14 protein-coding genes are annotated in these 25,791 nt (G+C 46.4%); 8 read left to right on the plus strand and 6 right to left on the minus strand.

What is annotated here, in order from left to right; all coding sequences use genetic code 11:
* Positions 1-104: 104 nt before the first annotated feature.
* Positions 105-6,965, plus strand: coding sequence for a CHAT domain-containing protein (locus Q5691_RS04795; RefSeq protein WP_445305823.1), 6,861 nt, complete (start codon positions 105-107; stop codon positions 6,963-6,965).
* A gap of 323 nt (positions 6,966-7,288) precedes the next feature.
* On the plus strand, positions 7,289-8,296 hold the full coding sequence (locus Q5691_RS04800; protein WP_333344018.1) for a tellurite resistance TerB family protein: 1,008 nt from the start codon (positions 7,289-7,291) through the stop codon (positions 8,294-8,296).
* Between the two features lie 475 nt (positions 8,297-8,771).
* Here the strand turns inward: Q5691_RS04800 and Q5691_RS04805 are convergent, their stop codons facing one another.
* Both Q5691_RS04805 and Q5691_RS04810 read right to left on the minus strand, forming a co-directional pair.
* On the minus strand, positions 8,772-9,341 hold the full coding sequence (locus Q5691_RS04805) for an RNA-binding protein (protein ID WP_333216296.1): 570 nt from the start codon (positions 9,339-9,341) through the stop codon (positions 8,772-8,774).
* 1,250 nt (positions 9,342-10,591) lie between these two features.
* A complete protein-coding gene (locus Q5691_RS04810) occupies positions 10,592-13,144 on the minus strand; it encodes a zinc metalloprotease HtpX (RefSeq protein WP_333344019.1) in 2,553 nt (850 codons plus the stop codon).
* 297 nt (positions 13,145-13,441) lie between these two features.
* Between Q5691_RS04810 and Q5691_RS04815 the strand changes: the two genes are divergently transcribed.
* The gene (locus Q5691_RS04815; RefSeq protein WP_333344021.1) at positions 13,442-16,381 is read left to right on the plus strand and encodes a tetratricopeptide repeat protein; all 2,940 of its coding nucleotides are present in this window, start codon (positions 13,442-13,444) and stop codon (positions 16,379-16,381) included.
* Between the two features lie 243 nt (positions 16,382-16,624).
* On the opposite strand, the gene Q5691_RS04820 is transcribed toward Q5691_RS04815, so the two are convergent.
* Positions 16,625-16,894 carry a hypothetical protein gene (locus Q5691_RS04820; protein ID WP_333344022.1) on the minus strand — a complete coding sequence of 90 codons (270 nt, stop codon included), beginning with the start codon at positions 16,892-16,894 and terminating at the stop codon, positions 16,625-16,627.
* Positions 16,895-16,982: 88 nt separating this feature from the next.
* On the opposite strand from Q5691_RS04820, the gene Q5691_RS04825 reads away from it, so the two are divergent.
* Together Q5691_RS04825 and Q5691_RS04830 are read left to right on the plus strand one after the other, a co-directional pair.
* Positions 16,983-17,138: a hypothetical protein gene (locus tag Q5691_RS04825; protein WP_333344023.1), complete on the plus strand. Its 156-nt coding sequence runs from the start codon at positions 16,983-16,985 to the stop codon at positions 17,136-17,138.
* Positions 17,139-17,285: 147 nt separating this feature from the next.
* Entirely contained in the window at positions 17,286-17,549 is a 264-nt protein-coding gene (locus tag Q5691_RS04830) for a type II toxin-antitoxin system Phd/YefM family antitoxin (protein ID WP_333344024.1), read from the plus strand.
* A 411-nt stretch (positions 17,550-17,960) separates the two neighbouring features.
* Here Q5691_RS04830 and prfC read toward each other — a convergent pair whose 3' ends face one another.
* Positions 17,961-19,589: a peptide chain release factor 3 gene (gene prfC, locus Q5691_RS04835; RefSeq protein ID WP_333050296.1), complete on the minus strand. Its 1,629-nt coding sequence runs from the start codon at positions 19,587-19,589 to the stop codon at positions 17,961-17,963.
* A gap of 103 nt (positions 19,590-19,692) precedes the next feature.
* On the opposite strand from prfC, the gene Q5691_RS04840 reads away from it, so the two are divergent.
* Positions 19,693-20,037: a DUF4870 domain-containing protein gene (locus Q5691_RS04840; protein WP_333344026.1), complete on the plus strand. Its 345-nt coding sequence runs from the start codon at positions 19,693-19,695 to the stop codon at positions 20,035-20,037.
* 758 nt (positions 20,038-20,795) lie between these two features.
* Here Q5691_RS04840 and Q5691_RS04845 read toward each other — a convergent pair.
* Both Q5691_RS04845 and Q5691_RS04850 read right to left on the minus strand, forming a co-directional pair.
* Entirely contained in the window at positions 20,796-21,251 is a 456-nt protein-coding gene (locus Q5691_RS04845) for a DUF2127 domain-containing protein (protein ID WP_333215971.1), read from the minus strand.
* Between the two features lie 135 nt (positions 21,252-21,386).
* On the minus strand, positions 21,387-24,332 hold the full coding sequence (locus Q5691_RS04850) for a CBS domain-containing protein (RefSeq protein WP_333344028.1): 2,946 nt from the start codon (positions 24,330-24,332) through the stop codon (positions 21,387-21,389).
* A 316-nt stretch (positions 24,333-24,648) separates the two neighbouring features.
* Between Q5691_RS04850 and psbZ the strand changes: the two genes are divergently transcribed.
* Together psbZ and ribH are read left to right on the plus strand one after the other, a co-directional pair.
* Complete coding sequence (gene psbZ / locus Q5691_RS04855) at positions 24,649-24,840, plus strand: photosystem II reaction center protein PsbZ (protein ID WP_015177377.1); 192 nt, start codon at positions 24,649-24,651, stop codon at positions 24,838-24,840.
* Between the two features lie 220 nt (positions 24,841-25,060).
* Positions 25,061-25,651: a 6,7-dimethyl-8-ribityllumazine synthase gene (gene ribH / locus Q5691_RS04860; protein ID WP_333215967.1), complete on the plus strand. Its 591-nt coding sequence runs from the start codon at positions 25,061-25,063 to the stop codon at positions 25,649-25,651.
* Positions 25,652-25,791: the final 140 nt, after the last annotated feature.

Here is a 25,791-nt window from a genome sequence, read left to right on the forward strand (position 1 = left end):
CAATTATCAGAGTGTACGAGATATCATCTACTAACAAAACCATGAAATCAACACACAAAAAACCCCGCTTTTTCCTCACCTTTCTCTCATTCACCACCTTAACAATGTGGGAAATAGGACTTTTGGCCCCATCCCAAACAGCCACAGCCCAAATTACCCCCGCAACCGACGGCACGAATACTCAAATTACTCCCAGCGGCAACCAATTCAACATCAACGGCGGTCAACAATCTAGCGACGGCGCAAATCTATTTCACAGTTTCCAAGAATTTGGTTTAACTCAAGGGCAAACTGCCAATTTTATATCAAATCCTAATATCCGCAATATTTTAGGGCGAGTTGTCGGCGGCGATGCTTCGCTAATTAACGGCTTAATTCAAGTTACGGGCGGCAATTCCAACTTATTTTTAATTAATCCGGCGGGGATTGTTTTCGGTGCAAATTCTAGTTTGAACGTGCCTGCTGCTTTCACTGCTACTACTGCGACGGGCATCGGTTTTGGCAATAACTGGTTTAGTGCGGCTGGTACAAATAATTATACTCAATTAGTCGGAAATCCTAATACTTTTGCTTTTACAAATACACAACCGGGAGGAATTGTCAATTTAGGCAATTTGGCTGTGGGACAAGGGCAAAATTTAACTTTATTGGGCGGCACGGTTTTGAGTACGGGACAACTTTCTGCACCGGGAGGAAATATTATTGTTGCGGCTGTACCGGGGGAGAGTTTAGTCAGAATTAGTCAACCGGGAAATCTGTTGAGTTTGGAGATTCAACCGCAATCTGTCGCGGGGAGTTTGCCTCAAAATTGGGTATTGCCGGTTGCATCTTTGCCGCAGTTGTTGACTGGTGGCGGGGGAAGTGCAACGGGGGTGACAGTCAACGCTGGAGGGCAAATAGAATTAACTGGTTCTGGTTTGCAGGTAGAGAATGGAGATGTCACTGCTAAAGAAGTAAGTGCGGAGACTGCAACGCTGTCAGCTAATCGCAATTTGACATTAGTTGAAAGTCTGTTGCGTACAACTGGCGATTTAAATTTGTTGGCTAACAATACAGTGCGGGTGCGCGATAGTGCGGCAAATCCGTTTGTGGCAAATGCTGGCGGAAATCTCTACATTCAGGGAAATCAAAGTATCGATCTTTTGGCGCTGAATCATCTTTCGCAAACGCCTTTTGTCAGCGGTGGAAATCTGACTTTAGTGAGTGACGGTATTATATCTACAGATGCTCACTTTCGCAGTGGCAGTAACACATCGATTGTCGATTTATCTGGTAAACCTGCGAATTTTATTAGTCTGTACGATCCAATTTTTACACAACCTGATGACTATACTTCAGGGGGTTACACGGGTGCGTCTCTCAAGGTAGATACAACTTCTGGTACTGGAAATATTACGTTTAATGGAGATATCAATATTACGAGTACCGATGCAACTTATGCTGGTGCTTCTCCGGGTACAGATGAATTTATTTTGGGCAATTCGCGATCGGTAATTTTGCGATCTGGTGGCAACATTCAAACAAGAAAAATTGATACTTATAACAATACCTTCGGTAATGGCATAGGTCCTGTAGTTATGCAAGCTACAGGCAACATTACTATTGGGAGCTATACGGGCGCATCTATCAAAATAGATACGACTTCAGGTACGGGAAATATTATTTTCAATGGAGATATAGATATTACGAGTGCCGATGCAACTTATGCTGGTGCTACTACGGGTGATGAATTTATATTGGGCAGTTTCCGATCCGTAATTTTGCGCTCTGGCGGCAGCATTCAAACAGGAAATATTAGTGCTTATACGAGTACCCCCACGAACATAGGCCCTGTAATTATGCAAGCTACAGGCAACATTCAAACAGAAACGATTAGGACAGAGGGGATAAATGCTGATGGTGGTGATATATCTCTGACTGCTGGAGGCAACATCCTTACAGGAAGACTTTCTACTTTTCTTAGTGTGGGCGGGAGTGGCAATGGCACAGGCGGTGATATTACTTTGAATGCAGGTGGCACTATTTCTACAGGTAGTCTAGCTTCTTTCGCGTCCAGTGGAGGGGGTGACATTTCTCTCAAAGCAAAAAACGATATTACTTTAGACTGTGCTTCCCCTAGTTTTTGCATAGAGAGTTTTGCAGGAGGTGTTCCGGGCGTAATACCTACTGGCAGTAGTGGTAATGTTACCATCATCAGCGAACAGGGAGCTATTGTTTTTCCTACAAATGGATTACATATAAGCACTGGAAACAACGATTCCCCCGGCAGTCCTGGTTCTGTAACGTTACAGGCAAATCGTAACATTAATCTAGATATTATAGGCTCAAATAGTACAAATGCATCGAAAGCAGATGGTGCAAATATCAATATTACGAGCGTAAATGGCAATATCCAGCTTGGCGACATTAATAATTCTTCAGACGGCGGGAATGGTGGCAATATTACTCTCTCTACCAGTGGAAATATTAGAACGGGTGATGTATTAAACTACGGTAAATTGCAAGGTAGTAGTATCAAGTTTACTAGCACAAATGGCAGCATTACTACAGGTAAATTAAATACAACTAGCTCTCAGGATTCAGGGAATGATACTACTTTTTTTCCGGAAAATGGGGGAGCAATTACTTTAAAAGCCGATCGCAATATTACGACTGGCAATCTCACTGTAACGGCGAATCAAAACGGTGGCCCGATCGCACTTACGAGCACTGTCGGTTCCATAAATACCGGAACGCTCAATGTCACGGGCGATCGCGCTGCTGGAAATATTACCATTCAAGCCAGCACCGGCATCACAACACCGACAACAGGAACCGCGATCGCGGGTACTTCTAGTAAGGGCAACGGTAGCAATGTTACTTTATCTACTACCAACGGTGACATTAATATAGGCGATGTTTTAGTATCGGGAATACAGGGTGGAAATCTTAACTTTACTAACAGCAACGGAAATATCACTACAGGTCAGTTATTGACAAGTTATGACGGTTCATCTCCCGATCTTAAAACTAACACAGGGGGCAATGTTAATCTAAATGCTGGGGGAAATATTACTACCAGCGACATCCGGGCGATCGGCAATCAAGACGGCGGCTCAATCACGTTTAAAAGCGGCGGGGCGATCGACACTACCGCCGGAATCATCAATGCGATCGGCGGCAACAACGGCGGCAATATTTCCCTCGAAGCTGGAAGCAATATCAGTACGGCAGGAATTGGTAGCGCCCTATTATTAAGCGGGTTCAACGCCAACAGTGGCAATCTTCGCATTCAAAGCGGCGGTAATATCGACACAACTGCCGGCCCAATTATTACCGCCGCAGCAAATGGTAAGGGCGGAGGAGTCACCATAAATGCTGGCGGAACAGTTTCGACATCTGATATTAATTCCCGCACTTTCGCTCCCAGTATTACTGTTACTGGTGGCAATATTGATGTCCAGGCAAATGATTCTATTACTGCCAAGGGCAAGATCGAAACTAACCGCAATAACATTACTTTTAACGCTCCGGTAACATTAGGTAACGACCTCTCGGTCAAAATTTTAGAGACTGGCGATATTACTTTTAAGTCTACAGTTGACGGGCCTTACAGTCTGACTGTTCAACCCGATGCGGGAAGTGTTGACTTTGGTGGTGCTGTGGGCAGTGTTGCTCCCCTCAACAGCGTCAATATTCAAGATGATATCCCCGAAAGTTCCGCGGCAATTAACATTATTACTACGAATAATATTACCGCCCAAAATATTACCTCACCCGCCGGAATTTCTTTGTTTAGCGAGAACGGAGAAATCACAACTAAAAATATTGATGCGACTTCCCCTAACACTGGTGGCAATATCGCTTTGAGCGCTGGAACTAATATTAGTGCGGGCGATATCAATACCTCGTCTCCTGGTAATGGTGGCAGTATTTTGCTCGACGCTACCGGAAGTATTAATGTTGGTAAAATTGACTCTTCGGCTGAGGGGAATGCAGGGAATGTCACGGCTTATAACCGCAGTGCTGAGGGCGATATTACTGCGAGTCAAATTAACGCTCAAAGTAGTCTCGGCAAAGGTACGGGAGGCAATGTCGAGATTCTGATGGGAAGGTTTTTTCGATCGCTCAATTCCTTCACAGACAGAAACGGCATCAATGCTAGCATTTCTACGGCTGGAAATCCTGGAGATAGCAACGGCGGTACTATAACTATCCGCCACGGGGGCGCGGGAATAACGCCTTTTATTGTCGGCAATTCCGAGACAAATGGAACGGCGGGTGCAATTACTAGAGGAAATAGTAATCCCATACAAACAATTTTGCCCGATCGCGAATATCTTTATACTCACAAACAGGATGTCGATCGCATTCAAATTATCTCCGTACCGCCACCAATAGTTGCACCCACAGCAGCAGCTACTCCCACGCCCGCACCCACAGCAGCAGCTACTCCAACGCCCGCACCCACAGCCGCACCTACTCCAACGCCTGCACCCACACCAGCAGCTACTCCCACACCTGCACCGACAGCAGCAGATACTCCATCGCCCGCACCGACAGCAGCAGATACTCCAACGCCTTCCCCCACAGCGACTCCAGCGCCCGCAGGCACGCCCTCACCGCAACCCGCACCGCGTTTACCCCTTGCACCTTCGGCAACACCCGAAAGCTCGATCGCACCTGCCCCAACGCCGGAAAGCTCGATCGCACCTTTCCCAATTCCCCAAATATTTATCCCACTTGCCCCAATTCCCCAAACTTCGATCGCACCTTCGGCAACACCCGATCCGATACCTGGTTTTCCCATTGACTTCCAACTACCTGAATTGCCCGATTCATTCGTACTGCCACCCCGCGCGCGCCCTACACAGCCCTCAACGCCCACAACCCCAAACGCTGCTGCCCGCATAGCTTCTACACCTACCCTTCCCTCTGTTTCCCAAATCACCTCCTCCCTCGGCGCTCAACCTGCGATCGCCCCCGAACCTTCAAACGCGCCAAATCCCGCGCCCACAGCCCCTCTTGCCTCTCTAACCCAGCCTGTAACTCAGATTCAGCCAGCACCTGCAAGTGCGATCGTACCCACGCCTACAAGTGCGATCGTACCCGCGCCCGCTGTTAGCCCAAGCCAAACTCCCCAACAGGAGTTAGCTTTTTTAATTGGCGATTTATTGGGAGCTGAAACTTCTTTCGAGCTAAATCCTGAAACTGGAAATACCAGAGTTGGCTTTCAACTAGAAAATAATCGACAAATATCGATCGACATACCGCCCGTTGAAACACCCAATATTACCTTTATCCCAGCTTCAGAAAACCCTCCAGAAAACCCGCCGCAGCTTGGCGCTTCTTCCACCGAACAACCCGACGGATATATAGTCTTAAATCCCCCTCCTGCCGAGACGCCTCCTCCAGAACAACCTGCTGAAAACCCTACTAATTGGTTGGCAAATATTCCCCAAATCTCTCTGCCGCAAATAGAATCACCTCCCGTTAATCCAGTACCCGCACCAACTCCAGCGCCCGCATTAACTCCAGCACCAACTCCAACTCCTGCCCCCACACCAGCGCCAATTCCCGCACAAACTCCCACTCCCCCTCCGCTCGCAGAAAATCCCCCACCTGCAGATATCCCAAATCTCTTTCCCTCACAAATTAGCAGGTTGCTCGTCGAACAAACTTTAGACCAAGGCAATGCTAACGATGCTGTTGCTCTAATTGACCAACTCTTTGAACAAGACTACGAAAATTATTATGGGGAAAATTTCACGGATCAACAAGTTAATTTTCAATATGTGAGAGAAACTCTGAAAACAATTAAGGAAGAAACCGGGAAGCAAGCTGTAATTGTTTACGCGATCGTCCGTCTCGAAGAATTATCTTTAGTGTTAGTAGTTCCAGACGGCCCTCCGATTATCAAAAATATTCCGGTCAGTAGCGCAGTTTTGCTGGAAAAAGTGGCAGAATTTCATCGCTATTTGGGTCAATCGAATGATTCGCAAAGTGAAGAATATTTGCCAATAGCTGAGCAACTTTACCAGTGGTTAATTGCGCCGATTAGTTCAAATTTAGAAGCATTAAATATAGATACGCTAGTGTTTTCCTTTGATGCCGGTTTGCGCCAACTACCGCTAGCAGGTTTGCACGACGGCAAGCAGTTTTTAGTAGAAAAGTACAGTCTAGGCTCAATTCCCAGTGTCAGCCTGAGTAACACAAAGTATAAAAGTTTGAAAAACGCTCAAGTTTTAGCGATGGGTGCTTCCGAATTTCCACACACCGATCAAGATCCTTTGCCTGCGGTGCCGATCGAATTATCTGTGATCGCCGGTACCAGAAGCGACAGGAAAAATCAAGCGGGATCGAGCAGAAATGAAAGTTTTCTCAATCCTACTGCTGAATTGCCCTTGTGGCGGGGACGGTCTTTTCTCAACCAGAACTTTACTCTAAACAATCTCAGCAAACAGCGACAGCAACAGGCATTTGACATTGTTCACTTTGCTACTCACGCTAGCTTTCCGCAAAATCAAAACGGACGCAAGGAAGCTGAGATTCATTTGTGGAACCGTTCTTTGGCGCTGGATGAATTTAGATCGGCGAAGTGGTACGATCGCCGACAAGTAGAATTATTAGTGCTGAGTGCGTGCCAAACTGCGATCGGGGATAATACAGCAGAAATGGGATTTGCTGGACTGGCCGTCCGCAGTGGTGTCAAATCAGCGCTAGCGAGTTTGTGGAAAGTTAAGGATATCGGCACTTTGGCGTTGATGACCGAGTTTTATGGCAATTTGCGATCGGAAAATATTAAAGCTGAAGCACTCAGAAAAGCTCAACTGGCAATGATCCACAAACAAATTGTAGTAAAAGACGGTCAATTGCGGGGAACTCAAGGCGCGATCGACATTAATCAAGCCACAAAAGTAGCAAATGCAGATTTCTCTCACCCGACGTTTTGGGCCGGATTCACAATAATTGGTAGTCCTTGGTAATAGGCGATATCGGCAGGGAAACGGCACAGCGCCGTGTCGGGTGCGATATCTGTAGGCAAAAAACACGACCCGGTGTCCGGCGCCCAGAGTATCCCTGACAATCAAGCATCCAGGATACCCGCCACGTGATTAATTCCGAAAGCAGACTCAGGACGGAAAAATAAAAAACCTGTATCCGATCAAGGAGCCCCCGAATTTATCCGTGGGGTCAATGCTTCAATTCTAAAATCTAAAATCTAAAATCTAAAATCGATTGACTACTATCTTTTTATGTCATAAATTTGCTATGAATAGCAAAACTAAACACTAGCGGGGCAAAACCTGTGGGCAAGTTTGATAAAATATTCAATTCAGAAGACCAATCCGAAGCAAGCTTGACTTTAGAAGAATCTGTAGCAGCGGTAGCACTTGTCGCAGCAGAGGCAAATTCCCCTGACACGGATGCTGATATCTTAGAAAGCATACTTTGGGAATCAGAAATATTTGCTGAATACTCGGAAGATGATATGTCAGCAATGTTTCAAAGACTCGCCGGTATTGTTGCCCAAGACGGTTTAGGAGCATTATTTAATACTGCTTGGGAATCTATGCCAGATGAGTTAGTTTTGGATACTTTTGCCATAACCGCAGCAATGTTTGTCGCAGATGGCGAAATATCTCAGAAGCACCAGGCTTTTCTCCAAGAATTCCAGCAAGCATTAGGTGTGGAAGACGAGGAAGCAGCAGAAATTATTGAGGATGTAACTGCTGCTTACTCGGAAGTAGAGGGCGAAGATTCTGATTTCGATGCGGCATGGTACGTATCTCCTGAAGGCAATTTTAGCGTTCCCATTCCAGTTGACGAGGAACGAGGCGGTAAAATTGATGAGCAAGAAGGCTGTGTCGCATTTTCTGACGACTTTGGAGTTTTGCTGAAAATTGATTATTTCCCTGTTGCTGGTGAAGTTGAAGAAACAATCGAGTCGGTTGGCGAGGAAGGTTATCTCAAGTCTTTTCTCGACAATTTTGTTTCTCAGGCAATTCTTGCTAATGTTGCCAATTCTAAGTTACTCCACACAGAATATTTAGAAGATGAAGAAGCTTATTTCGTGGTTTTAGATTTGCCTGCGGGTGCAACTATCAGCGTGCAAGAAAACGATGGCCCTCTGACTCGGTTGGATGCTTACCGGGGACTTATGGCTTTTATTGCTGACGATTTTTGCTACACGGTAAGCTGTCAGCGCATTTATCAGGAGGGGGATGAATTGGGTTCCCTGGAGTCTGAAGTTGAGGGAATTATGAACAAGATTTTTGAGTTTATTGAGACAATCGAATTCGGGCCGATAGAATAAAAATGACTTGTTTATACGGGCTAAAAACCTGGTTTCTTTCTAGATGTCTCGCTGCTCAACCCTATATTTTTAGAGAAACCGGGTTTTTTTGCCAACCATTCTCAGGATATGAGATCAATTCCGGTTACTCCTCCGGAATTGTTGACTGTTGAAGGTTGACTGTTGACGGGCGGGTCGAAAAACTGAATGGTTGAGTGTTAACTGTTGACTCGATTTTATTATTCCGATGCAACCGGAAACGATATGACATCGTGTTCGGTCGATCGACCAAAATCCAACTGGTTGGTAGTCAGAACTTGAGTTTTCTTTACTTGCCCGATCGCGCTTATTTTACCGCACTGCTAGATATTAGAGGTTTTTTACCATAAAAGAGTGCGATCGAGAACAGGGTTTTTTGACCGATTCTCGATCGCACTTCCAGATACATTCAGTCAACCACAGTCGAGAGGCAGCAGCAATTAGCCGCCATTTTCGACTAATTAGTAGTCTGAGCTTCCACCAATCTTTGCTTGAGTTCTTCCAGAGCACTCGCCCAGCGCGGATCTGGCTGCACCGAGCCGGAATCAGCGCTCGACACCGTTGTTGCTGACTGATTGCGGCGAGACTTGTTGTTGTCACCCCGACGGCGATTGCTTTTGCTGGAACCGCCTCCACCTTGGGTAGGAGGAGCCGAAGCAGAGCGCTGCTGTTGCTGCGGCGCAGGCACAGGCATAGGCACAGACGCCGATGACGACACCAACTGCGGTGACTGCGGCGACTGCTGCTGATCGTCTTCGCCCTTCTCAGATTTACCCTTAGAGCGAGGCAATGCCTTCTCTATTTTCAGCGGGTTTTCTTTGAACATCAAGCCGTTATATTTCTCAATAACTTGGTCGGCTTGTTCATCGGTTAGCACCGTCACAAAACCGAATCCTCTGCATTTTCCTGTTTTGCGGTCTGTAATTACCTTGGTGGTAACAGATTCGCCCTCTGGTGCAAAAACTTCTTGCAATTCTAGGCGATCGAGTTCCTTCGGTAGATTGCCAACATAAAGACGAATAGACATGAAAAATTCCTCCCGACTTGGATTTTAATTAATTTGCTCGAACAGAATTACCTGAAGTCAACTGAATATTGACTTCAGGCAAACACCACATAACCCGAGAATTGGCGCATTCCTCCCACCAACCTTGACAGCTCCCCCCACCTTTTAGAACAAAAAGATGATTTACTCTGATAAGGCCGGAACTTAACCGCCGATGCAGAGAGCTTTTAAATCTCAGGTTGTTGTGTAAACTTTTAGTCATCACTCAAATGTTTAGGCTATTGGCTATTCTGTATTACTTGCTTCCGGTTTTGATTCAGAATGTTTATAGCCAGCGCCGTCTAGAAATTTATGTCCAAGGATGTCAATTGCAAGCGATCGGAATGCCAGTATTCAGTTTAATACAGTGATGGATAAAATGGCTAACATTTTTTCAGCCAGTAATCTTACCTCGATCCTAATCTCGCTCCTAATGCTGAGAACTACTCATTTACCCGGTATCCCTTAAATCAGGCCCGGCAGAGTCCGAGCATTCTTTAAAGGTATCACAGCCTTGGTAACAGAGCTAGTTATTTAGGAAGATTTCAGTCTGAATTTGACGGAAACCACATCTCAATCACTTTTGAGAATTCATCCCGCACAGCAAAAATAGCGGTAGAAAAAAAAACAGCCGACAAGCGGCTGGCTGTACTTGCTGTGTTGGGGTGTTGACAATTTTTACGCAATGCCTTATGAGATTTTAGCCAACTAAAGTTATCGCGCTGTTTGGTTCAATCCAATTCCTGTAAATTAATGTAACAGAGGGCTGGCAAAAAAGCAACTTTTCTTTACGAAGGAAGAAGGAACAAGACTGTAGGCTTTCGGGAAAACTTAACGTCAAACCCTGTCACGGACTGCTGTTTGACTATTAACCCTAGATCCCCCCTAGCCCCCCTTAAGAAGGGGGGGACAAGAGTCTTCTCAAAGTCCCCCTTCTTAAGGGATTTAGGGGGATCTAGACTCGGCTACAACCCTGATTTTGACATGGTTTCAGGCTTAAGTTGACACCAATGAAGAGTAGGCTGCGCCACCAGCACGGAGAACATCGCCCATCCGCTGTTTAACTCAAAACTCATCTGGGGCTGCGCGTTGTGCGCGATCGAGTGCGGCAATCTGATAACTATTCCTCATACCTGTAAAAAATGCAATTGTAGGCAACCTCGAAACCCTTATGCAGTAAGTCATTTCCCATTCTTCAATCTAAAATCCAAAATCTAAAATCTAAAATCGTCTCACCTTGGGCCCTGAATAATAATGTATGCGCCCCAAAAAGCAGCAGCAAAAGCCAAAACCGCAGACCAAATCGGATGTCCGCTGTCACTAACCCTCCCTCCTTGACTGCGGAGACTTTCAAGGTCGATCGCCACAGTAGCACCCCGGCGCAGCCAACCAGTCGCCACAACAGATGTTCCGATCAAATCGCTAGGGCGAGTAGTCTCTTTGAACAAAAATGGCCACAAAGAGCCAATGTAGCCAAACCTGGAAACATAGTGCAACCTCACCAAACCCGTCGCCGTTTGCAAAATCAAATCTTGTCCCAGCCAATTACTCATACCCGATCGACCCAAAAGTTCACCTTCCAGCCGCACCGGTTCAGCATCCAGCGGCAAACTATCGGGATTTGACAAAATTTCCGGCAAACTCGGCGAAGCGGTTTCTCGCGGGATAATATCCGGGAAGAAATAATTGATCCGCATCAAAGTACCGATAGAAAATCCGATCGGCAAACAGCCCCAAAGAATCGATCGATCGCCCCAAAGCCAATCCAACTGCCAAATACTCGTCCTCGAAAAAATCCCGCCAATCAGCCAAAGCAACCCGACTATCGCCAAACTCATCGGAATTCCAAAAAACGGCGCACCCTGTAAAAATAGTTTTGAGTCTTTAAATTCGACTATTGACTTAAACGGAGACAATTTTCCTTTCCTGGGTTGTTCTTGCACTCCCGCGTTTGCCAAATCTAACTCTGTCTCCAGTTGCCAGAATTGAGCATAAAGAGCCAAAAGCTTCAAACGCTCTCCCAGCAAAGGATGCGCGCGGTTAACCGTCAACCAATTGCGCTCCCGATTGCTGACATCCCACAGCAAAATCTGTTCTAGCGGCGCGTGTAATGCAGCAGAACCAAGGGTTACAGCTTGTCCAACACCTACGGGTAACAATAGATCGAAACTTTCGAGGAAAAAGCTAGTTTGTTTTTGCTGCTCGATATTATCAGCAATGCCGATCGCAATTTTAGACAAGGCCCGCGTCAAACCGTTAGGATTACCCGTAATTTCTGCAGCGGTGCGATCGCTAAAATACACTCTGCTGCGCGACAGCCACAACATCGGCCAGCGCAACAACTTATAAATCCCATAACTCGTAGCAGAAATTGCAGCGGCCACAAATTTAACAGCAGAACGCAAAAACTCGATCGTCATTAAATCACACAACCGCTCTTGCCAGTGCGCCACCTGCCAATAAATCAAGTAAGGAATCTGAATCACCAGCAGCGCCAGCGACATCGGCGCAAAATCCCAGTGAGAGATATGGCCCAACTCCCGCGCGAAAATAGTAGCAATTTCATCATCCGTCAATTGTTCCAATAGCCCGCGACTCACAGCAATCCGAGCAAAACGGGGCAAACAGCCGTAACTGAAAGCTACAGGAACATTCAGCGGCAAGAGTTTCAGCACCGGCATCGGCATATTTTGCTTCGTACAATAACTTCGCACCACCCGACTAGCTTCCTTGCTGTGCTTGGATAAAACTGACCCGCGCAGAGTTTCTATGCCGCAAAACAGTTTCAGCAGCGCGTCTATCAGCCAGGGAGACGAGGCCAAAAGCAATCCAAAAACCATCTGAACAAACGGAGTTGGATCGCGGTAAAAAAGCTGAATCGGCGCGAAAATAGGCAGTCTAGTGAATATGTAAAGCTGAACCAACAGAGAATTAGTGTTTGTCAGCAGGAATTGCAGGACAAACCGGGCTAGGAAAAATAGGGCGATCGCACTTGCAACGGCTTGCAGCCGAAACTCCAGCAACTTCAGCGGTTTGAGCGGGCGCGGGCTTTTCGTGCGCCCTGCTTCGCGCCAAGTGAGTTGGTAAGTATCTGGGCTGGCGACTCCGGGAATATCTGTTGGGGAACCGGAACTATTTTCGCCACTAATTTCTGCGGTTTCGGGTGCGGTTTCGGTCGAGTTTTCCGGTTCAGAAGTCTGGCTTGTGGGGGGTGGAGGTGGCGGGGAAATCGGTTGCGATTTGGCGTTTCCTGGTTCTACAACTGGCTCTAAAGGTAAAAATCCTGTTTTTTTATCTGCGGTCGGTCGATCGCCCTCAATGGATTTTTTCGCCGATTTTGTTCCTGCATCAAAGGCGACAAAGCCTGTTTCGGCGGGAGTTTCTGCGGATTTTGGTTTATTTTCCGGTGGTTTTGGGGGGCGAGGGGGGGTTAATTCTTTTAAAGCGCGATCGGCCCAAGTTTTGACTTGAGGGTTGGGACTTTTGGCGAGGGAAGAGCACAGGGCGATCGCCTTTTTCACATTACCGGTTGCTTTGTACGCAGCCACTAACCCCATCTGCGCGCGGATTCCCGACGGCTGATTAGCTGCGGTTTGAGTAACGGATTCTAAAAGGGCGATCGCGGTGGGGTAATCCTGCTGTTTCAAAGCTGCTAGCCCAGCCTCTAGAGACTGTTTTGCAGATGAATCCGCCGGATTTGGATTAGTGGGAGGTGCCATGACTGTGCTTTCGCTAGCGTCCTTTCTAAGATAGCTTGGCTGGTCGATCGATAGCTGTTCTAACACAGCTCTATTTCTCTGTCACCATTTGTTGCAGTTTCTTCGGCGGTTGAAACCGCTTAATAGTCAAACTTTCGGCCACTCCCAGCGGGCGATCGCAACGATCGGGCAGGAGTTTAAACCCCTCCCTCAAAGCTAAAGTCTTCGCTATGAAGACTGAAGAATTCTGCGAAATCCGGGTTAAATACTTCCTCTATCTCTTAGTCTCTTAGAGAGAAACGAAAGTTTGTGGAGACGAGATTTAAATCACCGAGCCCATCTAATTTTTGCTTATAATTAAATTAACACCTCACCTGCACATTTATGCCAATTGACGACGAAGATTTTGAAAGCGAATCTATTAGCGGCGATCGCCAACTCGAACTCTTCACAGACAGACACGAATTTACCCGCCGATTTGCCTTTTATTTAAACGAAGACCCGCCCCGCGAACAAATTTTGTATTTTTACGGCGATGGAGGCAACGGCAAGTCATTGCTGCTAAAACACTTGCAGGTTAACTGCTGCAAAAGATTTTCGCTGCAGGTTTGGCAACAATTGCGCGCACTCCCAGAATCACAAGCGGCCGAAGTTGCTAATTTCGTCCGCCACGCTGAACCTAAAACCTATACTCCCATACCCGTAGTCAGGCACGATTTCGGATTGATACCGATTAAAGAAGATAAGCCGCAAGATAGATTTTATGGCTTGCTGATGTTGCGGCGCAATCTGGCAGAATCAGCAAAGAGATATAAATTTAAGTTTCCCAATTATGATTTTGCTTGCTTTTGGTATTTGCTGAATAAAGGCGAGTCAAACGCAACTCTCGAACAGCTTTTCCCCGACGATGTAATGGAATTGCTGACACCTGTAATTGAAACTTTTGCAGAATTTCCCGTGGTGGCGCAAGCTGTAGCGGTGCTTAAAGGCATAGATAAATTGGGCGGTATTAAGCGAGCGATGAAATTAATTCAAAATCGCTTGGGTGTCAGCGACGAAAAGGCAGAGCAAATTCGCCGCAAAGATATTGATAGTGAGTTAATTAACTGTTTGCCGAAATTGTTTGCCCGTGATTTGAATGCGGCAATGGCTGGCAGAAATAAACCAGAACGCCTCGTCATGCTGTTCGATACTCACGAGAAATTCTGGGATGAAAAACGCAGTTTTCAGGGAATAAAATTTTGGTATCAAGATGAGTGGTTTCGGCGGTTGCTGAGGGCGATCGATTTCAAAGCGGGGATTGTAGTTGCGGTTGCGGGGCGAGATTGTCCAGTCACACAACTGCGGTGGCCGAATGCGCTTGCGGATACGGAAATTCCCGAACATTTGATAGATGCACAATTGGTTTGGCATTTGTCTCCCGCCGATGCTAGGGATTACCTGCACCAAGTCGAGATTGACAAGGCAGATTTGGCTAATGCTGTGATTAAATATGCCAGCGTCAATCCTGATGAGAGTTGGGAGAATTTGCAGGTACATCCGTTTTATTTGGCTTTGTGCGCGGATGTGGTGCTGGCAGAAAGAAGGCGGGGAATTGAGTTGCTGTCGTCGGATTTTGCGCGGGTTCCGAGGTTGGAAAATAAGACTGCGGAGTTAACGGATCGGTTGCTGAGTTATGTAGATCGCGAAGTGCGATCGGCGGTGCATTCGCTGAGTGCGTGTCGCGCTTTTGATGAGGATTTGTACATAAAATTGGGAGCAGGTTGCCACTTCCAGGCAAGTAGTGCAAATTTTGAGATTTTGACGAGTTTTTCCTTTGTGTGGAAGGAGCCGCAGCGGGGTGAAAAATGGTATCGAATTCACGATTTATTGCGGCGCTTGGATTCGGATAGGGATAACGATAAAACTCGCAGAGCTCATGAATTTTTAGAGCGCTATTACCGGGAATTGGGGAATGCGGCTGAGGCAATTTTTCATGCGAATCGCTTGGATTGGCAGCGGGGTGTGAAGGAATGGGTAGAAGTGTTTGATGAAGCATTGCGGCTGAGTCGTTACGGGGAATGCGAGTCGCTGCTGGCAGTTAGAGGTGAGTTGTTGATTAAAAGCTATTTTGGGCTTGGTAGAATTTCACACTCGGAGGGAAATTACTATGCTCGGTTGGCTCGATACGCAGAGGCAAAACAGGAATATTTAGAGGCTGTTGCAGCTTACGCTCGCGAACTCATTATAACTCCCGACAATGAGGGTATGCTCAACAACAAAGGAATTGTGCTACGCAAATTGGGTGAATTGCAGGCACAGCTAACTGAGTTTGAGGCGGCAAAACAGTCTTACTCAGAGGCGATCGCTGCCTTTAATTCTGCTTTACTTATTGCACCGGATTATAACTATCCTTTCAACAATAAAGGGATTGCACTTGGATGTCTGGGTAATTTGCAGGCAGTGCTAAGTGAATTTGAGGCAGCAAAACAATCTTACTCAGAGGCGATCGCTGCCTTCAATTCTGCTTTACTTATTGCACCGGATTATAACTATGCTCTCAACAACAAAGGGAATGCGCTGCGAAATCTGGGTGATTTGCAAGCAGGGCTAAGTGAATTTGAGGCAGCAAAACAGTCTTATTCAGAGGCGATCGCAGCCTTTAATTCTGCTTTACTTATTGCACCGGATGATATCGCTGCTCTCAACAACAAAGGGATTGCGCTGCAAACTCTGGGTGATTTGCAAGCAGGGCTAAGTGAATTTGAGGCAGCAAAACAGTCTTATTCAGAGGCGATCGCAGCCTTTAATTCTGCTTTACTTATTGCACCGGATGATATCGCTGCTCTCAACAACAAAGGGAATGCGCTGCAAACTCTGGGTGATTTGCAAGCAGGGCTAAGTGAGTTTGAGGATGCAAAACAGTCTTATTCAGAGGCGATCGCAGCCCTTAATTCTGCTTTACTTATTGCACCGGATTATATCGCTGCTCTCAACAACAAAGGGAATGCGCTGCGATGTCTAGGTGATTTGCAGGCACAGCTAAGTGAGTTTGAGGATGCAAAACAGCCTTACTCAGAGGCGATCGCAGCCTATAATTCTGCTTTACTTATTGCACCGGATTATATCGCTGCTCTCAACAACAAAGGGAATGCGCTGCTAAGACTGGGTGTGTTACAGGCAAAATTATCTGATGAACAGGAAGCACTCAAGAATTGGCAAGAGGCACTGGAAATGTGGAATCGATCTTTAGCTATTGCTCCTAATGACGATTCTGTTCGCAGTGGCCGCGATGCGCTGCAAGAATCTCTCAATAATTTGGGTGACGATACTGTCAGCAGTTAGCTCGATCGCAAGGAGTAAAGACGCGGCCTTAAAAAAGAGGACGTGTCCAGTTAACTTAAACCGAAAGGCCACCAGGGAATGAATTCCACGGGGCTTTTCGCAAAAGTTCTCGGTCGAGGACTAATGAATTCTTCAGTCCTCATAGCGAGGACTTTTGCTTTGAGGCAGGGGTTGAAACCCCTGCCGGGCTCAGGGCTGAACGTTAAAGGCCCGCCCTCGAATTTAGCTATTTAACCTTGCAGCTTACCGCCCAGATTGTCTCGGCGATGTACCATCAGCCCGCTTCCGACGGATTAGCACGCTCATCACCTGCTTCGGATTGGCTGCACGCTGTACGGGACTCCAATCGCCCACTTCTGCAAATCCCAGCCGGTACAAAGTGAGTATGGTTTCCCGGACACCTTTGGGCGAACCGACAACCGTTAACAGCACCACTTCCTGTTCGCATACTGCTGCTGAGTCGTCATTTGGGCGATCGGAAAAGTTGTCGTCAGGCACGAATTCCTGTGACATAATATGTTCTCCTGGTTTTGGGTTTTCTAGAAAAACCCAAAAACCCAGCCGCCCCGCATTTCAACACATAGCAGGGCGGCTACAGAGGATGTTAAGATACTCCGTTAGCCTCCAGACTGCTAGTCCCAGTTTGGCGGTTAGCTGTCCATTGCTGTTGGTAGCAGCTTTGGGCAGTGCAACTAGATTTTTGGGCGACGCGGGCTGCCTCCTCTACAAGCAAGCAACCTCTCACTTCAAAGCGTAGCCGCAGACGGGGGCCGCCGTCAATCCATTTTGGATTTTAGATTTTGGATCTTAGATTTTGGATTTACTCGTTACCAGCGTCAGCGGCTGGAAACCAGTTAGTTGGGCCGAAATGCTAAATTAAAAGTAATGTTGCTTTAGTACAACCATGTCCAAACGACTCACCATTGCCCAAGCACAGCAGCAGCTTCCAAACCTACCCCAAAAACTTATCAATGAGCCTATCATCATCACTCAAGATGGCGTTCCCGTTATGGCTGCAATGAGCTACACGCATTTGACTGAACTGTTAGAAACCTTAGATATTCTCACCGATACAGAATTCGTTGCCAAATTGCGCCAAAGCATCACCCAAACACGCCAAGGCGAAACTATTTCCTGGGAAAATGCCAAAGCAAAATTGGGACTATGAATCACGAAGAAGATGCGAGCGAATATGAGATCCAGATTACGCCACGGGCACTGGAAATGTTGGAGGCAGTCAAAGATCGACGAGAACAGGAAAAATTGCGCGATCGCATTGATTAACTAAAATTTGAACCACAAAAGCAAGGCAAAGCCCTTGTAGATAACCTATCAGGATTTCGCAGCATCCGAGCTGTTGGACAGCGCTATCGTATAGTTTATCAAGTCGAACAAGAGCGAGTTCTACTTGTTGTCGTGGGATTAGGGAGACGTAAAGATGGTGACAAAAAAGACATTTACACCATCTTAGAAAAACTGTTAGAGCCGTGATTGTAACTTCTTATATCCGGCGTATTTAAGCCGAATAAATATCATTTGTATGGACACAACAGTGTTGTGTCCTTTGCCTGCGGTAATCTTACTCCTCGCTAACAGCCAAACCAGAAACCACCGGGGCGATCGCATTTAACTTCAACACAGGATGCTCCCCTTCCACCTGTCGGCAATTCCACTCATTTCTAAACAGCAAAACCGGCCTTCCCCAAGTATCTTTCACCGTCACCGTATTAAACAGCCGCCCAACTTTTTCCAGCGCATCCCAACCGCCGTCAACCCAACGAGCTACACTGTAAGGCAACATATCGATTGTCGTTTCCACATTATATTCCGACTGCATTCTGAACTGCACAACTTCAAATTGCAACTGTCCGACAGCCGCCAAAATAGGCTCGCGTTTCGACTCATCAACCGAGTACATAATTTGCACTGCGCCTTCTTCTTGCAACTCAGAAACGCCTTTGCGGAACTGCTTAAACTTAGAAGGATTGGGATTTCTCAAAAAAGCAAAAAGTTCAGGAGAAAAACAGGGTATCCCTTCATATTCCAGTTTTTGGCCGGTGTAAATAGTATCCCCGATCGCAAATACTCCCGGATTGTTCAAACCGATCACATCGCCCGGATACGCAACCTCGATCGACTCGCGATCCTGAGCAAATAACTTTTGAGGCCTTGACAAACGCACCGTTTTACCACTACGAGCGTGAGTCACGTTCATGTCCTTTTCAAACTTGCCCGTACAAACCCGAATAAACGCCACCCGATCGCGGTGTCTCGGGTCCATATTCGCTTGCAATTTAAACACAAACCCGGTAAAGTCTTCATAAGTGGGCGGCAAATCTCCGGCGCTGCTCTTGCGGGCGATCGGCTTCATTGCGTAATCTAAAAACGCATCTAAAAACAGTTCGACCCCAAAATTGCTCATTGCGCTGCCAAAGAAAACTGGCGTCATTTTGCCAGCCCGAACCAAGTCTAAATCTAGTTCAGTTCCCAACTCATCCAGCAGTTCCAACTCTTCTTTGAGCTGATAGTAAAGGTCTTGTTCCAACAAATCTTCAATGCGCGGATCGCCCAATTCAATGACGGTATCAACAGCAGCACGAGAACCGTGTTTAGCCCGCTCGAATAAGTGAATTTTGCGCGCCCTGCGATCGAAAACACCTTTAAAGCGATCGCCCGTACCTATAGGCCAATTTACCGGATAAGTCTGCAACCCCAATTCTTTCTCAATTTCGTCCAACAAATCCAAAGGTTCTCTGCTAGGGCGATCGAGCTTATTAAAGAAAGTAAAAATAGGCAAACTTCGCAGCTTACAAACTTCAAATAACTTCCGAGTTTGCGGTTCCAAACCCTTAGCAGCATCCTCAAGCATCACCGCATTGTCAGCCGCCGCCAGAGTTCGATAAGTATCTTCGCTAAAATCTTGGTGTCCCGGAGTATCGAGCAGATTAATGTGATATTTTTTATACTCAAACTGCAAAACAGTAGAAGTAATAGAAATTCCCCGCTGCTGTTCCATCGCCATCCAGTCAGAGGTAGCGTGTCGCTGAGCCCGCCGCGCTTTCACAGAACCTGCTTCGTGAATTGCACCTCCGTACAGCAGCAGCTTTTCTGTCAAAGTAGTTTTACCCGCGTCAGGGTGCGAGATAATAGCAAAGTTGCGCCGGCGCTCAACAGCAGTTAGCAGTTCAGTTTCGAGTTCTGTTGTCATCACAAATTAGGTAGGGGAATCATCACCCGATCGCCATTATAGCCTGTGCTACAGTGGCTATTAAAGGTAAAATTATCACTAAAGTCAAGGAAAAAAAAGTAATATGTACGACTCCGACAAGCGGAAGCTGCTATCACTGGTGTGCCACGGGGCGATTTTTTTCAGTACGTTAGTTTTCTCGATCGGAGCGCCGATCGCTGTATTGTTAGTATCAGATGACCCCGTTGTCAAAGAAAATGCCACAGAAGCCATCAATTTTCACCTTAATGTATGGGTGTACAGCACCGTGATTGTGGTGTTAACTGTCGTCACTTTCGGTCTTGCTGGCTTTATCCTAGTGCCCCTAGGTTATCTGCTGCATTGGGGACTGACAATAATGGCTATCCTCCAGGTTTTGCAAAATCCTAACCAACCTTACCGCTACCCTTTTATTTTCCGAATAGTTTAGACAGAAAATCGCGCTTCACCATCGATTTCAACAACCCGATTTCTTCAAGAAGAAATCGGGTTTTTAATTGTTTTATAACTCACATTCGTGACGCCCAACTGGCCAATACACTGCTAAAGTGACAAAGAGGGTTGATTATCGGAGACAAGATTCAGTAAAAAAACTTAAAAGTTTGTGAAACTAAGCATCATCCAGTTGGGGATTTCAGAAAATTGACCTAACATCATGAGTAAAATTTTCTTAATCCATAAAACTTCAAAAATTAGAGCACAATCAACTATTAATTATGGTGTCTTTCCCCTGTTGCAGCGCTGTTGTGAACGCTAAGTTGATCTTCCATTGATGCCGTTTCCCAAACTATGCTACTGCCTTTGGGTTATTTCGCAGAGTTAGCGCTGATGTTCGATCGCTCCGAACCATCGTTTTTGCTTTAGCTGTGCTATTTTTGCATCTGGCGATCGTTTTATTGAAATTTTCCACCAATTCTATCTCTAGCAGGTGTATTAAAACTTAATACAATATTTTGCCAATAAAAATCCCGCTCTTGTGGAACGGGAAAGCCATCAGGGTGCATCTATATATATCTCACTGTAACTCATAGGGGGTATAACCCCTCGTAGCTTTATCGAATCTTTACAATCAACAAATTTTTGTAAAGATTGAGGTTTTTATTTGACTGATCAGCCGTTTTATGAAATTAAAATGGAAAATGCTGACATTCATAAAATCAAGTGAGTTTCCTCTGAATAATCAAAACTTTAAGCTCCTTTACCATGCTTCGGCCAATGGTGGAGCAAATACCATAAAATGGCTACATTTGTGATAAATACCGCTAACTTAAGTACCGTGACCCCGTGAACTAATTCATATATTTCAGGGGGTATACTGATGCTTACCAGCACTAACACTAAGATTGTTGCCCAGTCTTTTTCGTACCACAAACCAACGGCCTCAACAGCAGTTAAGACTGCATAAAGTGCTGCGGCAAGTCCGCTAAGCAGTAAGTTTTTAGGCTTGAGAATTAGAACTTTGTCTAAGATGAATTCAATAATTTTTAGTTTGCTTTCTAACAAATAAGATTGCGAAAATTGTTCTAAGACTTGATGATTTTTTAATGCAAAAAGCAAAGCAATTGAAGTTACTGTCAAGAGGGAAGCAACAAAACTTTTGTAAAGGACAATTGCGATTAAAGCAGGAGCGCGCTGTTTTTTCACCTTAATTCTCGAAATATCAATAATGTGCGATCGCCTGGTTAGCCTGTTTGGAATTGAAAACTTAAAATTTAGTAGAGTGCGTCAGCAATTAGCTAATCAAGCAGAGAAAAAATAACGCGCTGCTGACGCACCTTACTAAGTTTGAGGATAACGTTGTGCTAAGAAAGAGATAGCAGCAGCCCGATCGCCCAAATCGCCATCCAACCTCGCCGCCAACAAATCATCCAACATTCGTTTAAACCCAGGCCCCGGCTTATAACCCAAAGCCTTCAAATCGTTGCCATTCAAAGGCGGCTCAACATTCGTCCATTTGGTGAGATATTCCCAAATTTGGCGGCGTGGACTTCGCGGACTTTGTAGGGCGATCGCAATTAACACCGGCAACTCATAATTCCTCAACAGCAGAACCAATTGACTCGGCAACTCGCACTTAGGCAAACCCTCTGCTAACTCGTTCTTTCCGGCTTCCAAAACTTCCAGGCGCTTAATGCTGTCAGCAGGTAACTGAAGATTTGCAGCCACCTTGCCGCGATATTCCGGTGCTACATAAGCTATCAAAACTTCCAGCCGCATCTGCCAATCGGGAATATTGATAATTGGGAATTGGGAATTGGGAATTGGGAATTGGGAATTATCTCTTCCTTCTTCCTTCTTCCTTCTTCCGACTTCCTTCTTCCTAACATCTGTTACATCCGTTACATCCGTTACAGAATCCGTTGCCGAACTTCCTTCTTCCTTCTTCCTGACATCCGTTACATCCGTTACAGAATCCGTTGCCGAACCTTCCTTCTTCCTTTCATTCAAACACCGATCGAGCAAACGCAGTTGTCGCCACAACTCCCGATCCAACTCCAAACTAGGATGAATGCAGCGCAAAGCCTGCAAATCTCCCAGCATTTGCAAAGCAACTTTCCAGTAAGGAGCTTGCAAAATGTATTTCAATTCGCTTTTGAGCCGAGTTTCCAAAGCCGGAGCTCGGCCATTTTCCCCCTGAATTCGGTAATAAATTCCGCTGGTCAAAGCGTTGCGGATGTATCCTTCCGTCTGCGGCTCAATTTCAAATCCCAACCGCACCGCAAACCGCACAGCGCGATAAATTCGCGTCGGATCTTCTATAAAACTATTCGCGTGCAAAACTCGAATTTGCTTCGATTCCAAGTCCAGCAAACCGCAAAAAAAATCTAACAATTCGCCACTGCGAGGAACACCCAACCGCACAGCCAGCGCATTAATTGTAAAATCCCTGCGGTACAAATCTTGGCGAATTGAACTCGCTTCAACTTCAGGATTTGCAGCCGGATAAGGGTAAAATTCAGTGCGAGCAGTCGCGATATCCACCCACAGCGAGCCGAAAGCAGAGTCTTTGTGCCACAAAAGCGCGGCGGTTTGAAATTGACCGTGAACGTCCAAACGCGATTCTGGGTAAAGTTTTTGCAGCGATGAAGCTAACTCGACACCAGCACCAGAATCGTCGGAACCGCACTTTCCATCCACAACCAAATCGATATCTGTTAGGGCCAGCGTATCATCCGTGGCTAAGAGTAAATCCCGGACTGCTCCACCCACAATATAAAGTTGCCAGCCGCGGTTTTGGGCAATATTCGCAGCGATCGACAATAATTGCCACAATTCGGCACTTATACGCGATCGCAACAACTGCTCAACCGATTCGGACACGGCACAATAAGAGAATTCTGCATTACTTCCCCTGTCTCGCGCTTTTTGCTGGTGCAATTCCCGCAACACATCAGTCCGGGTAACAATTCCTACCAGTTGACCGTTTTCCAATACTGGCAAGCGGCCGATATCGTATGTCACCATTAAAGATTCTATTTCCGGCAGCAAGGTATCTGGGGCGATCGTTTTTAACTGCGGAGTCATGTAACCCTTCACCGGGGCGTGACTGAAACCGTGGTGCAGGGCAATGTCAATGTCGCGGCGCGAGATAATGCCGGCGAGTCGATCGCCCGCATCGACCACAGATAGCCCGGAATGTCCGTAACGTAGAAGGATACGGTGAGCTTCCCCCACCGAGGTTTCCGGGCGAATACTCCGCACTGGAGACGACATTAATTCGCGGGCTGTCGGAGGGTGGGGAATTTGAGCTTTGAGTTCGTCAGCTAACTGATTTAAAGTCAGCAGGGGGTCAACATCGCGGGTGGCGAGGGAAGCGGCGCGGGCGTGGCCTCCGCCGCCGAGGGGTTGGAACAATTCGCTGAGGTTTGTTCCTTCGATGCGCGATCGACCGATAATAGTTAATCGATTGGAAACTGGCGATTCGGGAGCCATGTTGCGGTTGTTTTCGTTTTCGCTAAATTTATAAACATTACCTAACAGCAGAGCGTCGGTTTCAGTTAAATCGAGCAAGCGAGAAGCCAGTGAAGAAAGTCCGGGAACGTAAGCTTCAGTAGATAGCAGCACCCAGGCTACGCTGTAACCGTGCAAAGTTTCCGATCGCAAATTATTCAGCGCTTCTCTCAGCAAATCTTGCAATTGAGGAGACAAACCGGGTTCTACATATTCAGCTATTACCCCCAAACTTGCTCCCTGTTCCATCAACCACGCCAAAGCTATGGCATCTCGCGCAGTTGCGCCCTCAAAGGTGAGGGAGCCTGTATCGACGTGGATGCCGAGGGCCATTACTGTTGCTTCCGAAGGCAGAAGGCGGAAGGGTATGTCGCTGTTTTCAGCTTGATTTTTGAGCTTTTCGACAATTAATGTTGTGCTGGCTCCGACTGCTTCGATCTGCGTAACAGTAGCGGGGATGTCTGAATGCGCCTCTAAGTGGTGGTCGAAAATAGCAATTTCCCTTACTTGTGGCAAATCCAGCCACTCGGCGGCTTTTCCCAAACGATCGCGCCCGGAGGCATCAACTATAGTAATCGATCGAATTTGTTGCGGATTGACCGATCGGCGTTCAATCAGTGGGTACTCGTCACGGTGTAGCGCCAAAAAATCCCGCACTGTCGGGTGACATCCCCCCGTCAATACGATCCTGCTACCGGGGCGCAGCACGCAAAGTCCCACCGCCGCCCCCAAGGCGTCAAAATCTGCTGTTGTGTGGCACAAAACTAAGTCCATAGCCGAAAATCCCGCATCTCTAACTCAAACAGTAGCAATTTCTCGCCCTTTGAAACCGGATGTGTCGATCGGGCTTTAAGTTAACCTTTCCAGTTTTCTGTGCTGTAGCGAACAATGATAAAATTGATAAAAATCTTAAGAGCCGCTGACGCCTGTTCGCGCAACGCCCGAATTTGCCTGGGTTCTTTCGTATCAATCAACCGACAATTTCTCGATCGACTATCGGGAAACTGTCAAAAACTAGAATTTGGAAGATTTTTTTCGGTTCTGGGAAACTATTTCTGATCAACGCACGGTTATATCGAAAGGAGAAAAGATGTTATCAATTCTGTTTCAAGTGGTTTTACTAGGTCTGGTACTGCTGTCTTTTGTGATGGTTGTTGGCGTGCCAGTTGCTTATGCCTCTCCCCAAAACTGGAATCAGTCTAAATCCCTGATTTATGCCGGGTCTGGTCTGTGGTTTTTGCTGGTTATTGCAGTGGGTGTATTGAACTTTTTAGTCGTTTAATTTCACCCAACTCTCTCGGAGAAAGAAGGTAAAAGATAGAAGGCTGAAGGCATTTACCAGCGATTGAAAGGCATTCGGCAGAAGCTAGGAATTTTCCAGACCGCGCGACCCTGTATGTTTTTGCACTTGAGATTCAGATGAGATGCTGCTGCTTTCTGACTTTTGCCTTCTCACAAACAAAAATCTAAAATCTAAAACCTAAAATCTAAACTAGAGCACTATGACTGTTTTCGAGGGAACTTTTACTCACACCGAATCTTTGCGATTTGCTATTGTCATCGGTCGTTTTAACGATTTGGTGGTTAACAAACTTTTGGAGGGATGTCAAGATTGTTTGAAACGCCACGGGGTTGATATTAATCCTCATGGCTCTCAGGTGGACTTTTTTTGGGTTCCGGGAAGTTTTGAGATTCCTTTGGTGGCCCGCCAAGCTGCTCTTTCTCACCGCTACGATGCGGTAATTTGTCTGGGTGCGGTAATTCGGGGCCAAACTCCTCATTTCGATTTTGTGGCTGGTGAGGTTGCTAAGGGAATTGCTGCTGCTGCTTTTCAAACAGGGGTGCCGGTGATTTTTGGGGTGGTGACGACTGATACGATGCAGCAAGCTTTGGAAAGGGCTGGAATTAAAAGCAATTTGGGCTGGAATTATGCGATGAGTGCTTTGGAAATGGGTACTTTGATGCGCCAAGTTAAGGGTTTGGGAACACACTCTTACGATCGATTAGCTAGTGGATCTGCTGCTCAAGTGCTTTCGGGCGAAGCCAATCTGGCGATCGCCCCTGATGTATCATCGGATCAAATCCCCTCATAAGTTGGACTAGCAGTAGTTTTAAGCTCAAAAAACATCAAGATTTGCATCGGGAAAAATCTTAAGCTGAAGTTCCCCCATTGACAAAAGGCGTCGGAGTATGTAGGGTAAACCTTTGGAGGATTTTGACTCCGGTTTTACTG

Origin of the sequence: Microcoleus sp. w1-18aA5, assembly GCF_036701705.1 — a bacterium.
GTDB lineage: Bacteria > Cyanobacteriota > Cyanobacteriia > Cyanobacteriales > Microcoleaceae > Microcoleus.